The 12,993-nt window shown below is 74.5% G+C and carries 10 protein-coding genes and 2 pseudogenes; 6 read left to right on the forward strand and 6 right to left on the reverse strand.

Going from position 1 to position 12,993, the window contains the following annotated elements; all coding sequences use genetic code 11:
* Positions 1-92 precede the first annotated feature (92 nt).
* Positions 93-1,433, forward strand: a complete 1,341-nt coding sequence (locus ACP4J0_RS22795) for a hypothetical protein (RefSeq protein ID WP_426600515.1) — start codon at positions 93-95, stop codon at positions 1,431-1,433.
* 45 nt (positions 1,434-1,478) lie between these two features.
* Here the strand turns inward: ACP4J0_RS22795 and ACP4J0_RS22800 are convergent.
* The 3 genes and pseudogenes from ACP4J0_RS22800 to ACP4J0_RS22810 all read right to left on the reverse strand — a co-directional run.
* Positions 1,479-1,737 (reverse strand): annotated as a pseudogene (locus ACP4J0_RS22800) (LysR substrate-binding domain-containing protein); the annotation flags it as partial.
* A gap of 1 nt (position 1,738) precedes the next feature.
* A pseudogene (locus tag ACP4J0_RS22805) lies at positions 1,739-2,254 on the reverse strand (DMT family transporter); the annotation flags it as partial.
* A 117-nt stretch (positions 2,255-2,371) separates the two neighbouring features.
* Positions 2,372-3,322, reverse strand: a complete 951-nt coding sequence (locus ACP4J0_RS22810; protein WP_426600516.1) for an EamA family transporter — start codon at positions 3,320-3,322, stop codon at positions 2,372-2,374.
* A 105-nt stretch (positions 3,323-3,427) separates the two neighbouring features.
* Here ACP4J0_RS22810 and ACP4J0_RS22815 point away from each other — a divergent pair, with 105 nt between their 5' ends.
* Positions 3,428-3,940, forward strand: coding sequence for a MarR family winged helix-turn-helix transcriptional regulator (locus ACP4J0_RS22815; protein ID WP_426600517.1), 513 nt, complete (start codon positions 3,428-3,430; stop codon positions 3,938-3,940).
* A 123-nt stretch (positions 3,941-4,063) separates the two neighbouring features.
* On the opposite strand, the gene ACP4J0_RS22820 is transcribed toward ACP4J0_RS22815, so the two are convergent.
* The 3 genes from ACP4J0_RS22820 to ACP4J0_RS22830 all read right to left on the reverse strand — a co-directional run bounded on the left by ACP4J0_RS22820 (position 4,064) and on the right by ACP4J0_RS22830 (position 6,845).
* Entirely contained in the window at positions 4,064-4,345 is a 282-nt protein-coding gene (locus ACP4J0_RS22820) for a hypothetical protein (RefSeq protein WP_426600518.1), read from the reverse strand.
* Positions 4,346-4,427: 82 nt separating this feature from the next.
* Complete coding sequence (gene malQ / locus ACP4J0_RS22825) at positions 4,428-6,530, reverse strand: 4-alpha-glucanotransferase (protein WP_426600519.1); 2,103 nt, start codon at positions 6,528-6,530, stop codon at positions 4,428-4,430.
* Positions 6,531-6,539: 9 nt separating this feature from the next.
* Positions 6,540-6,845: a hypothetical protein gene (locus ACP4J0_RS22830; RefSeq protein ID WP_426600520.1), complete on the reverse strand. Its 306-nt coding sequence runs from the start codon at positions 6,843-6,845 to the stop codon at positions 6,540-6,542.
* Positions 6,846-7,213: 368 nt separating this feature from the next.
* Between ACP4J0_RS22830 and ACP4J0_RS22835 the strand changes: the two genes are divergently transcribed.
* From ACP4J0_RS22835 to ACP4J0_RS22850, 4 genes are all read left to right on the forward strand, one after another.
* Positions 7,214-10,165: a beta-N-acetylglucosaminidase domain-containing protein gene (locus ACP4J0_RS22835; RefSeq protein WP_426600560.1), complete on the forward strand. Its 2,952-nt coding sequence runs from the start codon at positions 7,214-7,216 to the stop codon at positions 10,163-10,165.
* 99 nt (positions 10,166-10,264) lie between these two features.
* On the forward strand, positions 10,265-10,798 hold the full coding sequence (locus ACP4J0_RS22840; protein ID WP_426600521.1) for a PadR family transcriptional regulator: 534 nt from the start codon (positions 10,265-10,267) through the stop codon (positions 10,796-10,798).
* On the forward strand, positions 10,795-11,502 hold the full coding sequence (locus ACP4J0_RS22845) for an ABC transporter ATP-binding protein (protein WP_426600522.1): 708 nt from the start codon (positions 10,795-10,797) through the stop codon (positions 11,500-11,502). Before ACP4J0_RS22840 ends, ACP4J0_RS22845 begins: the two co-directional genes overlap by 4 nt.
* On the forward strand, positions 11,499-12,860 hold the full coding sequence (locus tag ACP4J0_RS22850; protein ID WP_426600523.1) for an FtsX-like permease family protein: 1,362 nt from the start codon (positions 11,499-11,501) through the stop codon (positions 12,858-12,860). The genes ACP4J0_RS22845 and ACP4J0_RS22850 overlap by 4 nt, the downstream gene beginning before the upstream one ends.
* The last annotated feature ends 133 nt before the right edge of the window (positions 12,861-12,993 follow it).

A 12,993-nucleotide genomic window follows, 5' to 3' on the forward strand; every position in this document is an offset into this window, starting at 1 on the left:
GTGCTGGTGGACCGCCGCCAGTTGATGAAGTCATCGAATTCGAGAGCGGGCACCGTCGGCGACGGCGGTACGCCGGGAGGCAGGGCAGGAAAATGACAGGAATCAGCCGACGGGGGCTGCTGCGCGGCGGCATGGTGGCCGGGGCGGTCGCGGTCGTGGGGGGCACGGCATCGGCGGCCCGGGCCGACGCCGTGGGCATCAATCCGTCCGTCGCGGGCGAGGCAGCGCACGTCCGTGCTCTGCGCAAGGCGCTGGACGACGCGGCGGCGGGCATCGTCGGTCCGCACGGCGTCGATGACAAGGGCCGGATCATCGTGAAGGCCGGGTACGCGGGCGTACCCACCTACACGCTGCTCAACACCTTGATCATCGGTGGCAACACGGTCCTGGACGGCACCGGTGCGCGCTTCGTCGCCAAATTCGGCACCGTCACGCGGAAGTACACGCTGGACCGGACGAACCAGCACTCCCCCAGTCCCGAGTACGTCACGGACAGCCAGGGGGCGTTCAGCGCGCCCGCGGTCAGCGGTGCCAGGGCCGCCACCATGCTGCTCAACCATGTTCCTCCTGCCACGGAGGGCTACTCGGCCCCGGGCAACATCATGGTCAAGGGCGGCGAATGGGACCCCATCTCCGCGTGGGTGTGGAACGACTCGGGCACCGCGCGGGCACGTGCCGACAAGGCACCGCCGATGAACGTGCTGACCTTCACCCACACCCAGGACGTGGAGGTCGAAGGCGTGACCATCTGGAACGTCAAGTGGTGGCACGCGGTCGAACTCAACGCCGTGCGCCGGGGTGCGGTCCGGGACTGCTTCTTCAAGGGCTGGGTCGAGAATCCGACGTGGGGCCTGTGGCAGGGTGAGGCGGTCCAACTCGACCTGCCCCTCTCCGGCAACACATGGGCCGGGGCCAGCGACGGCACCCCGACCGTGGACGTTCAGGTCCAGCGCAACTACGCGGGTGCGTCCGGATCCCAGCCGTCCTGGGCGAAGCTGGTCGGATCGCACACCGGCGGCGAGAAGGTCGGCCAGGTGCACGCGCGGGTGCTGATCGAGGGCAACGTCGTCGACGACGCCAAGTGGGACGCCATCGGCGCGATGAACACCACCGACATCGTCGTTCGCGGCAACACGATCAACAACAGCGTAGGCGGGGTCTACGTCAGCTCCGTGTCGGCGAGGATCTTCAGCCGACCGCCGGTCCAGGTAGGGCCGAATCCCGTCTCCGGGGTCGACATCGTCGACAACCACGTGACCGTGGCGGCAGGCGCTTCGGGGGCCTCGCGCAACGCGGTCCGCGTGAGCGCGGACACGGTCGGGTTCGTCTCGCCGGTCAGCGATGTCGCGGTCACCGGCAACCGGGTCAGCGGCGGAGGTTTCTACTACACCCCGCACGTGACGTTCCGGCCGGGCACCACACCACAGCGCTGAGTGCCTTCCCCCGGGATGTGGGGTGCGTCTGTGCGGGGCGGGGGCTCAGCGGTCGGTCTTGTCGAGACGCGCCCGTGCCGCCGTGCGCAGGGCCGCCAGCACGGTGCCGACGGCCGCGCCCTCGCCGGCGCCCCTGCGCACCGCGGCGACGACGTGCCGGACGGGCCGGTCCGCGTGCAGCTCGCGCATCACCGCGCCGGTCCGCGGCACGGCCGCCGTGCGCGGGACCAGGGCCACGCCCATGCCCGCCCCGACCATCAGGCCCACACGCCGTCCAGCCGGCCGCCGTGTGGGCCTGGTACGGGGAGGAACGCCGCGCCGCCCAGTTCGGCGGGCCTGCGGCGCAGCAGCGCGCTGTACGACCCGAAGCAGCAGGCGGCGGCGATCATCCACAGGTCGCCGGCCGAGAAGGAGGCCCCGCCGCCGACCAGCAGCAGCACGCCCGCGCAGGCGATGAGCAGCCCGGCGACCCGGCGCGGGCCGAGCCGTGTGCCGCCCGCCCGCTCCCAGAGCGCCATCAGCACCGGGGACGCGGCCATGATCATGCCCATGTTGGCGGCGGGTGTGGTGACTCCGGCCTGGTTGACGAGCGTGTTGCAGACGGTGACGCCGAGCAGGGAGGCGAGGAGGACGAAGCCGAGGTGGCGCCGGGTCAGCGCGCGTTGCCGCCAGGCCCGCCGGGCACCGAACGGGGCGACGACCGCGAGGGCCGCCACCCAGCGCCAGAAGGCGTGCTGGACGGGCGGGACGCTGTCGCCGGGGGCCCGGGAGGTGACGAAGCTGCCGGACCGGACGAGGGTGGCGAGGACGGCGAGCCCGATGCCGAGGGCGACGGGGGGCGGCCGGTCCCGGCCGCGCGGCGGTGGGTGCCCCGGTGCTGATCCGGCGTTCGACTACGGCCACGGAGTTCCTTTCGCTGGTCGGCGATGGCGGTGGCTCTACCGTCGCAGCGTCGCACCCGTCAGGTCCATCGAATCCTTTCGACTGTTCCGTGCAGGAGATCTGAAAGGTCGGGGCCGCGCCGCGGTCCCGCCCCGCGACGTGAGCTGCCCCGCGACCGTCGCCCCGAACGCCAGCGCCATGCCCGCCAGTTGCACCGGCGTCAGCGTCTCGCCGAGCGCCGCCCAGCCGACGACGGCGGCGGTCAGGGGTGAGAGCGGGCCGAGGAAGGTGACCTGGGTGGCGGAGAGCCTGCCCATGCCGCGGAACCAGAGCCAGTACGCCACCGCCGTGTTGGCCAGCGCCAGGTAGAGGTAGCCGCCGGCCGCCGGGCCGTCCAGCGCGGGCGGGGCTCCCTCGACCAGGAGGGCGAGCGGGGCGATGAGCAGGCCGCCCGCGGTCAGCTGCCATCCGGTCAGGGCGAGGGGGCCGACGCCGTCGGGCCGGCCCCACCGCTTGGTGAGCACGGTGCCGGTGGACATGGAGGCGGTGGAGGCGAGTGCGGCCAGCGCGCCGAGCGGGTCGAGCGCCCCGGCCGCCCTCAGCACCACCAGGCTCACGCCGAACGCCGCCACGACCCCGGCGAGCACGGAGCGGGTGGTGGGCCGCTGGCCGAGCAGCAGCGCGGAGAGCCCGACGACGAAGAGCGGGCCGATGGAGCCGACGACGGCGGCCATGCCGCCCGGAAGGCGGTAGGCGGCGAGGAACAGCAGCGGGAAGAAGGCCCCGATGTTCAGCGCACCCAGGACCGCCGCCTTCCACCACCAGGCGCCGCGCGGCAGTACCCGGGTGAGGGCGAGGAGCAGCAGGCCGGCGGGCAGGGCGCGCATCAACCCGGTGAACAGGGGCCGGTCCGGTGGCAGGAACTCGGTGGTGACGGCGTAGGTGGTGCCCCAGGAGACGGGGGCGAGGGCGGTCAGGGCGATGAGGGCGGGACGGTTCGCGGCCACGGAAGGCCCCCTTCGGATAGGTCGGCAATAAGTAGCTTACTGGCAAGCTACTTATTGGCAAGCCACTTTCTTGCGGCCGACCTGACGGCCGTCGATACTCGTCCCATGAGTGAGCGCCCCGAGCAGCACAAGGATCCGGTCGACGCGATCATCGGCCAGTGGGCGGTGGTCCGGCCGGACCTCGACACCACCGCGATGGAGGTCTTCGGGCGCGTCAACCGGCTCTCGCGGGCGATCGGCGAGCGGATGGACAGGGCCTACGCCGGGTTCGGGATCGCCCGCGGCGAGTTCGACGTCCTGGCGACGCTGCGCCGCTCCGGCGAGCCGTACGCGCTCTCGCCCCGGCAGCTCTCGGCAACCCTGATGCTCACCACGGGCGGCATGACGGGCCGGCTCGACAAACTGGAACGGGCCGGTCTCCTGCGCCGCTCCCCCGACCCGCACGACCGCCGGGGCCTCAGGGTCACGCTCACCGACAAGGGGCGGGAACTCGTCGACGAGGCGGTCGGCGCGGGTCTCGCCGTGCAGGCGGAGGCCCTGTCCGCCGCTCTCGACGCCGAGCGGGCCGGCCAGTTGGCCGACCTGCTGCGGGACCTGCTGGCGGCGACCGAGGGGTAGCGCACGGCATGCGGAAGGCGCCGGTCCCGTCCGCGCACGGCTGCTTGCCGGCTGCGGGAGGACCGGCGCCCTCGGTACAGCTGAGGTGGGCCGTCGGGCCGTGGGCCCGTCGGGTGGAACCCGTCAGGCCTTGGCGTCGGCCTTGGGCCGGGTCTTGATGTTGCGGGAGGTCACGCGGTGCTCCTCCTTGGACTTGTCCAGGACCATGACCAGGGCCGCGATGACCACGAACAGCACGATCGGGGCCACGACGTAGAGGCCCACCGTCTCGATGACGCTGAGGCCCGGACCGGGGTCGTCGCCGTCGTCGCGGGTCAGCGCGAGCGCGGGGGACGACATGAGCAGCATCATCAGCGTCGTACCGGCTGCCAGGGCGCCGGCGCGCAGGGCGTTCTTCTTGTCCACGGTGCAAAGTTAGCGAACGGCCGTCAGGGGCGCGCGCCCGGGGTGCCGTACGAGGCCCGTGCACGGCCTCCGGGCGGGCCGCTCAGTCGCCGGCGCGGTCCCGTACGGCGTCGATCAGGCCGTGCAGCCGGGGTGAGACGGCCAGGTCCTCCAGGGTCACGGGGCGGCCCTCGGCGTCGGCGACGGGCAGGCGCCAGTTCGGGTACTGGTCCCAGGTGCCGGGGAGGTTCTGCGGGCGGCGGTCGCCGACGGCGTCCGGGAGCCAGATGCCGGTCATACGGGCGGGGGTGCGCCGCAGGAAGCGGTGGACGGCCTGGATGCCGGCCTCCTCGGAGGGGGCGCCGGTGTCGCCGCCGGTGCCGTGCAGCAGACCGAGCCGGGCCAGCAGGTCCAGCCACTCCGCCGCGTCCGCCGACGCCTCGGCCCGTTCCTCCTCGAGCGGGCGGGTGAGCAGGCCGAGGCGGTCGCGGAGTTCGACGTGTTCGCCGGTGAGCCGGGCGGCGGTGGACGGCAGGTCGTGGGTGGTGGCGGTGGCCAGGCAGTCGGCGCGCCACCGTTCGGGGGGCAGGGGGCGGCCGTCGCCCGCCCAGTCGCGTTCGAACCACAGTACGGAGGTGCCGAGCACCCCGCGTTCGCGCAGCGCCTCGCGCACGCCGGGTTCCACGGTGCCCAGGTCCTCCCCGATGACCACGGCGCCGGCCCGGGACGCCTCCAGGACGAGGACGGCGAGCATGGCCTCGGCGTCGTAGCGGACGTAGGTGCCCTCGGTGGGCGGCCGGCCCTCGGGGACCCACCAGAGCCGGAACAGGCCCATGACGTGGTCGATGCGCAGGGCTCCGGCGTGCCGGAACAGTCCCCGCAGCAGGTGCCGGAAGGGCTCGTAGCCGCAGGCGGCCAGGCGGTCGGGGCGCCAGGGCGGCAGGCCCCAGTCCTGGCCGCGGGCGTTGAAGGCGTCGGGCGGCGCGCCCACCGACATGCCGGCGGCGAAGTACTCCTGCTGCGCCCAGGAGTCGGCGCCTCGCGGATGCACGCCCACGGCGAGGTCGTGGACGATCCCGACCGGCATCCCGGCCTCGCGTGCGGTGTGCTGGGCGGCGGTGAGCTGGGTGTCGGTGAGCCAGGCGAGGCGGGAGTGGAAGTCGACGCGGTCCATCAGCTCGGTGCGGGCGCGGTCGGTGCCGGCCGAGCGGGGGTGGCGCAGTCCTTCGGGCCACCGGCGCCAGTCGGAGCCGTGGACCTCGGCGAGCGCGCACCAGGTGGCGTGGTCCTCCAGGGCGGTGCCCTGTTCGGCGAGGTAGTCGCAGTAGGCGGCGCGGCGGCCGGGTCCGAGGGGGACCTCGTGGAGCAGTTCGAGGGCGGCGCGCTTGAGCTCCCACACGGCGTCCCGGTCGATCAGGGCGTTCTTCTCCAGCACGGCCGCGCGCAGTCGTCCGGCCCGCTCCCGCAGGTTCCGGGCGCCCTCGTGGTCGGTGACGTACGCGAACTCGGGCACGTCCTCGATCCGCAGGTGCACGGGGTCGGGGAAGCGGCGCGAGGAGGGCCGGTACGGCGAGGGGTCGGTGGGGGCGCCGGGCACGGCCGCGTGCAACGGGTTGACCTGGACGAATCCGGCGCCGAGGGCGCGTCCGGCCCAGGCCGCCAGTTCACCGAGGTCGCCGAGGTCGCCCATGCCCCAGGAGTGGCGGGAGAGGAGGGAGTAGAGCTGGACGAGGAGTCCGTAGCAGCGGGTGGCGGGGGCGGGCAGCCGGGCGGGCGCGACGATCAGGTGGGCCTGTGCGGTGCGGCCGTCGGGCGCGGTGGCGGTCAGCCGGTGGACACCGGCCGGGAGCCGGCCGGCGTCGGCGCGGGTCTCGCCCTGTTCGGTGTCCACGCGCAGCCGGGTGCCCTCGGGCAGGGCGGCCAGGGCGGCCGGTGTGCCGCCGCCCTGCCGGCCGACCACGGTGGGCGGCAGCAGGCGTGCGCGCAGCTCGTCCTCACGGGCGGCGAGCGCGGCGGCCACGGCCCCGGGAGTGCTCGTGTCGACGCCGAGGGCGGCCAGCGCGAGGGTGACGGCGGTGGCCGGGACCGTGACGGTGCGGTCCGGGGACGGGCTGTAGGAGGTGGCGACGCCGTGCAGGGCGGCGAGCCGGGTCAGATCCTCGGGAAGGTCCTCGGTGGGGGGCTCGGCCGGCCGGGCTGCTGGCATCTGTGACCTCTACGACCTCGTCGGTTCCGGGACGGCGAAGGAGGGGCCGCCCTGCTCCGGCACGTCCGCCGTGAGTTCGGGCGAGGACTCGCTGGTCAGCGGCACGGCGTCGGCGAACGGCGACTCGCTGGTGAGGGGCTCGGCGTCGGGCAGCGGCGGTTCGCTGGTGAGCGGGGTCTCGGCGCAGCTGCCGGTGGCGCCGAAGACGCAGTAGTGCGGGGTGCCGGAGACGGCGGAGGGCTCCGCCCAGGGGGTGGACGGCTCCGCCACGGGTTTGGACGGGGCCGGGAGCAGAAGCGGTGCCAGTGCAGCCACGGGGGACTCCTTCGTAGTACGTCGTCGAGATCCATCGAGATTCGTCGAGAGTCGTCGACTTCTGTCGAGCGCGCTTTTGGCGGGTTACGGCTTTGGCCGGTTACGGCAGCCCTACCCAGTCCGCGCGAGGACAGACGCCCCAACGGCGACAACGTGGCCCTGGTCACACTCCACGTCGGCGATCTCCCATCGAATCGGCATAAAACAGTCACCTAACCCGTTCGGTGACCACGCAAACCGGTGAAGGGAGCGAGCGTCGTTGACACGTTGATCACGCGGGTGGTGGGCTCACTCGTGACACAGACGTGACCCGGACGTGACCCAGGGGGGCGCGGGCGCCGGGCGACGACCGGAAGGAGCCGGTGCCCGTGCAGCCACGGCGCAGGAGGAGGGCGGCCGCCCTCGCGATCGCCGTCCTGGCCGGAACACTGGCGCCCGCGGGCGCCCTGGTGGCGGCCCCCGCCGCACTGGCGGGCCCCGGCCCGGGTGCGGCTGCCGCGTCCTCCGGCCGGAAGACCGGCGACGCGGTCGCGGTCTGGCCCCGCCCGCAGTCCCTCCGTTCGAACGGCGCCCCGGTCCCGGTCACCGACGAGGTCGCGCTGATCACCGACGCGTCGGCCGACCCGTACGCCGTCGAGGCGCTGCGCACCCTGCTGGGGCAGGCGGGGGCGCGCCGGATCACGACCCCGGCGGCCGGCGGGCGTCCGCCCGCGGGAGCGCTGGTGGTGCGCGCGGAGACGGAGGAACCCCAGGGTCGGGGCGGCTCCCGGAAGGGGCTGCCGTCGGGTGGTTACCGCCTGTCGGTCGGCCGGGGCGCCGTCACTCTGTCCGGGGCCGGCCCGGACGGGCTGTTCCACGCCGTGCAGACGCTGCGTCAGCTGGTACGGCCGGGCGACGGAACGCTGGTGGCGGCTGTGGTTCGGGACTGGCCCGGCACCGCCGTGCGCGGCATCACGGAGGGCTTCTACGGCACGCCCTGGACCCACCGGGAGCGGCTGGCGCAGCTGGATTTCCTGGGACGCACCAAACAGAACCACTACCTCTACGCCCCCGGTGACGACCTCTACCGGCAGGCCCGCTGGCGCGAGCCGTACCCCGCCGGGCAGCGGACACGGTTCCGGGAGCTGTCCGACCGGGCCCGCCGCAACCACGTCACGCTCGCCTGGGCGGTGTCGCCGGGCCAGGCGATGTGCCTGTCCTCGGACGCGGACGTGCGGGCGCTGACGCGCAAGCTGGACGGGATGGAGGAGCTGGGCTTCCGCGCCTTCCAGCTCCAGTTCCAGGACGTCAGTTACAGCGAGTGGCACTGTGCCGCGGACGCGGAGCGGTTCGGGTCGGGGCCCGGGGCGGCGGCGCGGGCGCAGGCCCGTGTGGCGAACGCGGTGGCCCGGCACCTGGCCGAGCGCCGTCCGGACGGCGCAGCCGGGCTGACGGTGATGCCGACCGAGTACTACCAGGACGGGCCGACCGCCTACCGCCGGGCGCTGGCGGGCGCCCTGGACCGGCGGGTCCGGGTGGCGTGGACGGGGGTGGGCGTCGTGCCCCCGGCCATCACGGGCCGCGAACTGTCCCGGGCGCGGGAGGCGTTCGGGCATCCGCTGGTCACCGTGGACAACTACCCGGTCAACGACTACGCCCCCGGCCGTCTCTTCCTCGGCCCCTACCAGGGCCGTGAACCGGCGGTCGCCACCGGTTCGGCGGCGCTGCTCGCCAACGCGATGCAGCAGCCGGAGGCGTCCCGTATCCCGCTGTTCACCAGCGCCGACTACGCTTGGAACCCGCGCGCCTACCGTCCCCGGGAGTCTTGGCGGGCCGCGATCCGCGACCTCGCCGGAGACGACGGCCGCCGTGAGGAGGCGCTCACGGCGCTCGCGGGCAACGACGCGTCCTCGGTCCTCGGCACCGCGGAGTCGGCGTATCTGCGGCCGCTGATCGAGGCGTTCTGGGACGAGCGTCCCACCGGACGCGACACGGCGGCGAAGCGTCTGCGCGAGGAGTTCGCGGTACTGCGCGAGCTGCCGGCCCGGCTCCCCGGCGCGGGGCGCGCCACCGGTCTCGCCGCCGAGGTCGCCCCCTGGTCCGGGCAGCTGGCCCGCTACGGCGAGGCGGGCACGGCCGCGCTCGACATGCTGCGCGCCCAGCGTGCCGGCGACCCGGCGGCGGCCTGGGCGGCGTACCGGGACCTCGGCGTGCTGGGCGGGCGTCTGGGTTCGTCGCGGGTGACGGTGGGCGAGGGCGTGCTGGAGCCGTTCCTGCGGCGGGCGCGGAAGGCCTACGAGGCGTGGGCGGGACTGGAGCACGAGCCGGAGGCCGAGGGTGCGGGCGGTGCGGACGACGGGGACGACGGCCGTACGGTGCGTTTCCCGCGCGCCCGTTCCCTGGCGGCGGTGACGGCGCTGGCGGAGCCCGGCACGCGCGGTGACGTGGAGGTCCGCGTTCCCGGCGGGGGCTGGCGGCGGATCGGCGCGCTGGACGCGAGCGGCGCCACGGAACTGACCGTGCGCCGGGACGCCGAGGCGGTCCGCGTCACCGGCCCGGACGCCTCCCGCGTACGGCATCTGGTGCCGTGGTTCGACGACACGGCCGACGCGTCGCTGGACATCCCGGCGGCAAGGGCGAACAGGGGCCCGGAGGCGGAGACGGACGCCGAGACGGACGCGGAGATCGGTGGCACCGAGCGGCTGACCGTCCGGCTCGGCTCACTGCGCCCGGCGGACGTCCGCGGCACGCTGACGGCGCAGGCACCGAAGGGCGTGGAGGTCCGCGTCCCCGAGGGCCCGCTGACGCTGCCGCGCGGCCAGGAGGTGGACGTTCCGGTGGAGGTGGCGGTCGCCCCGGACACGCCGACCCGGTCGTACGACGTCCGGCTCGCGTTCGGCGGTACGACCCGCACCCTCACCGTCCACGCTTTCCCGCGCACCGGCGGCCCCGACCTGGCCCGCACCGGAACGGCACGGTCCTCGGCCGACGAGACGCCCGGTTTCCCCGCGTCGGCGGCGAACGACGGCGACCCGGCCACGCGCTGGTCGTCCCCGGTCGACGACGGCGCCTGGTGGCAGGTGGGGTGGGCGCGGCCGGTGCGGCTCGGGCAGGTGGTGCTGCGCTGGCAGGACGCGTACCCGTCCGCGTACCGGATCCAGGTCTCGGCGGACGGCCGCCACTGGCGCACGGCGGTGTCGGTGCGCGACGGGCGGGGCGGCCGGGAGTCCCTGCGCATGGACGAGGGGAACGTGCGGTACGTGCGCGTACAGGGCGAGAAACGGGCCACGCGGTACGGGTACTCGCTGTGGTCGGCGGAGGCGTACGCGGTCGGGGAGTGACCGCCGGCACCGTCCGGCACCGGCCACTACGGACCGTCACCGGAAATTGGTCCAGCCCGACTATTCACTCAGTACATGTACGTGGTGAATACTGAGCGCATGAGCACCCGTCACATCCTGCTGGGGCTGCTCGCTTCGGGGCCGAGCCATGGCTACGACCTGAAGCGGCGCCACGACGAACGCTTTCCCCAGGCCCGCCCGCTGGCCTTCGGGCAGGTCTACACGACCCTGCAGCGCCTGGTCCGGGACGGTCTCGCGGAGGTCGACGGCACGGCGTCGGACGGCGGTCCGGAGCGGACCGCGTACCGCGCGACGGGCGAGGGAGCGCGTGAACTGGCGCGGTGGGCGGGCGAGATCGCGCCGCCCGCGCCGTTCGTGACGAACGAGATCTTCGCCAAGGTCGTCGTCTCGATCCTCACCGGCGGTGACGCGGGTGCCTATCTGCTGGCCCAGCGCGCCGCCCACATGGACCGGATGCGGGAGCTCACTGCGGTCAAGACGGCCCCGGGCACGGACCTGACGACCGTCCTGTCGGCCGACTACGCCCTCAACCACCTCGACGCCGACCTCCGTTGGATGACCACCACGGCGGCCCGGCTCACCACCCTGACCGCGGAGGTCCGCACAGCATGAGAGACGGGGACACGAACGGGACCACGGCGGGACCGCTGCTCGCCGCCCGCGACCTGGTGAAGGCCCACGGCAGGACGCAGGCCCTGCGCGGCGCCTCGGTCGACCTGCGGGCCGGCGAGATCCTCGCCGTCACCGGGGCCAGCGGCAGCGGGAAGTCGACGCTGCTGCACTGCCTGGCCGGGATCGTCCGGCCGGACGCGGGTTCGGTGGCGTACGGCGGTCAGCGGCTGGACCGGCTGCCGGAGAAGCGGCTGAGCGAGCTGCGCCGCACCGATTTCGGGGTGGTCTTCCAGTTCGGGCAGCTGATCCCGGAGCTGACGGCGCTGGACAACGTGGCACTGCCGCTGATGCTGGCCGGCGTCGCACGGGGCGAGGCGCGGGTGCGGGCCGGGGAGTGGCTGGAGCGGTTCGGGGCGCGCGGGCAGGAGGAGCTGCGGCCGGGTGAGATGAGCGGCGGGCAGGCTCAGCGGGCGGCGCTGGCCCGGGCGCTGGTCACCGGGCCGAAGGCGGTGTTCGCGGACGAGCCGACCGGGGCGCTGGACTCGCTGGCGAGCGAGCAGGTGATGACGGCGCTCGCGCACACGGCCCGGGAGTCGGGCACGGCGGTCCTGCTGGTCACGCACGACGCCCAGGTGGCGGCGTACGCGGACCGCGAGGTCCGGCTGCGGGACGGCGCCGTGGCGCCGGTGGAGGTGATGGCGTGAGCACGGTGGTTTCGGATGTCCGGCTGGCCCGGCAGCTCGTGCGCGGGTCGGACCGGCGTGAGTGGTGGCGGGTCATGCTCACGGCGGTGGGTGCGGCGCTGGCGACGGGCTTCGCGCTGGCGGCGGTCACTCTCGCGTCGGTCCCGGACGGTTACACCGTCTCCGCCTTCCACGGCCTGCTGAGCGAACCCGGCACCCGTGGTGGAGTGATCAGCGGTCTGCTGCTGTTGCTGGTGCCGGTACTGGCGTTCCTCGGCCAGTGCGCCCGGATCGGCGCCGCGCACCGCGACCGGCGGCTGGCCGGGCTGCGGCTGGCCGGGGCGACGCCCTGGCAGGTGCGGCGGATCGCCGGGCTGGAGACCGGGCTCGCGTGTCTGGCGGGTTCGGCGGTGGTGACCGTCTTCTCCGTCCTGTTGCTGCTGCGTCTGTGGAACCGGCCGACCGCCCTCACCTGGGTGGGCCTCGCGCTGGTCGCCGTCGGCGTGCCGGTGCTGGGCGCGGTGGCGGCCGTGCTGGCGCTGCGCCGGGTGGTGGCCTCGCCGTTGGGCCGGGTGCGCCGGGTGGGGCCGGGCTCGGGCCGGGGGCCGGGGCTGCTGTTCCTGGGTGCGCTGGTCATGCTGGCCGGGACGGCGCCGCTCGCCCTCGGCGGTGGCCATGTCCCGGGCAACCGCTTCGACTGGCGGACGCCGCTGACCGTCTTCCTGCTCGTCATCACGCTCGGTGCCGGCGCGGTGTGGCTGTCCGGGGCCACGGCCCGGCTCACCGGGCGGCTGCTCGCCGGCCGGGCCCGGACGGCGGCTTCGCTCATCGCGGCGGAACGGCTGCGTGACGACCCGTGGGCCCCGGCCCGCACCCACGCCGCGGTGCTGCTGGTGACGGTCGCCGGTACGGCCTTCCTGTGCGTCCGGTACGCGTTGCTCATCGACCTGCGCGCCACCGGGCAGGGCCACCCCGCCGCCGACATGGAGTACTACACCACCGGCATCGACCTGACCGGCGTCGCTGTGCTCGTCGCTTTCGCCATCGCCCTCTCGGGCCTCGCCGTGGGCACCGCCGAGTCCGTGACCACCCGGCGCCGGGCGCTGTCCGCCCAGGTCGCCGCCGGCGTCCCGCGTACGGTCCTCAACCGTGCCCTGCTGATGGAGACCGCCGTCCCGCTCGGGCCCGCCCTGCTGCTGGCCGGTGCGGGGGGCCTGGCGATCGGCGTCTGGTACTCCGCGCTCAGCGGCGACGGCTCGATTCCGTGGACGGCCCTGCTGGTCGCGCCCGTGGTGTACGCGTCGTGCCTGCTGGCGGCGGCGACGGCACTGCCGCTGCTGGGGCGTTCGGTCCGGCCGGGGGAGCTGCGGTACGCGTGACGGACGGCGGCCGGCGACGGAGGGCGCTCGCGTCAGCCGCCACCATGGGGAGTTGGGCAGGGGGCTGGGCCTACTAGGAGGGCGTGGAGCTCGGCCCCACGCCGGAGTACCCCTCGGCGGCCGCGTATCTGGA

It is taken from the genome of Streptomyces sp. WG7 (assembly GCF_049975785.1).
In the GTDB taxonomy this organism is placed as follows: Bacteria; Actinomycetota; Actinomycetes; order Streptomycetales; family Streptomycetaceae; genus Streptomyces.

Excerpts from the sequence above, each read along its gene's own strand:
- ACP4J0_RS22795 (WP_426600515.1), top strand. The coding sequence starts at position 93 with ATGACAGGAATCAGCCGACGGGGGCTGCTGCGCGGCGGCATGGTGGCC.
- ACP4J0_RS22815 (WP_426600517.1), top strand. The coding sequence starts at position 3,428 with ATGAGTGAGCGCCCCGAGCAGCACAAGGATCCGGTCGACGCGATCATC.
- malQ (WP_426600519.1), bottom strand. The coding sequence starts at position 6,530 with ATGCCAGCAGCCCGGCCGGCCGAGCCCCCCACCGAGGACCTTCCCGAG.
- ACP4J0_RS22840 (WP_426600521.1), top strand. The coding sequence starts at position 10,265 with ATGAGCACCCGTCACATCCTGCTGGGGCTGCTCGCTTCGGGGCCGAGC.
- ACP4J0_RS22845 (WP_426600522.1), top strand. The coding sequence starts at position 10,795 with ATGAGAGACGGGGACACGAACGGGACCACGGCGGGACCGCTGCTCGCC.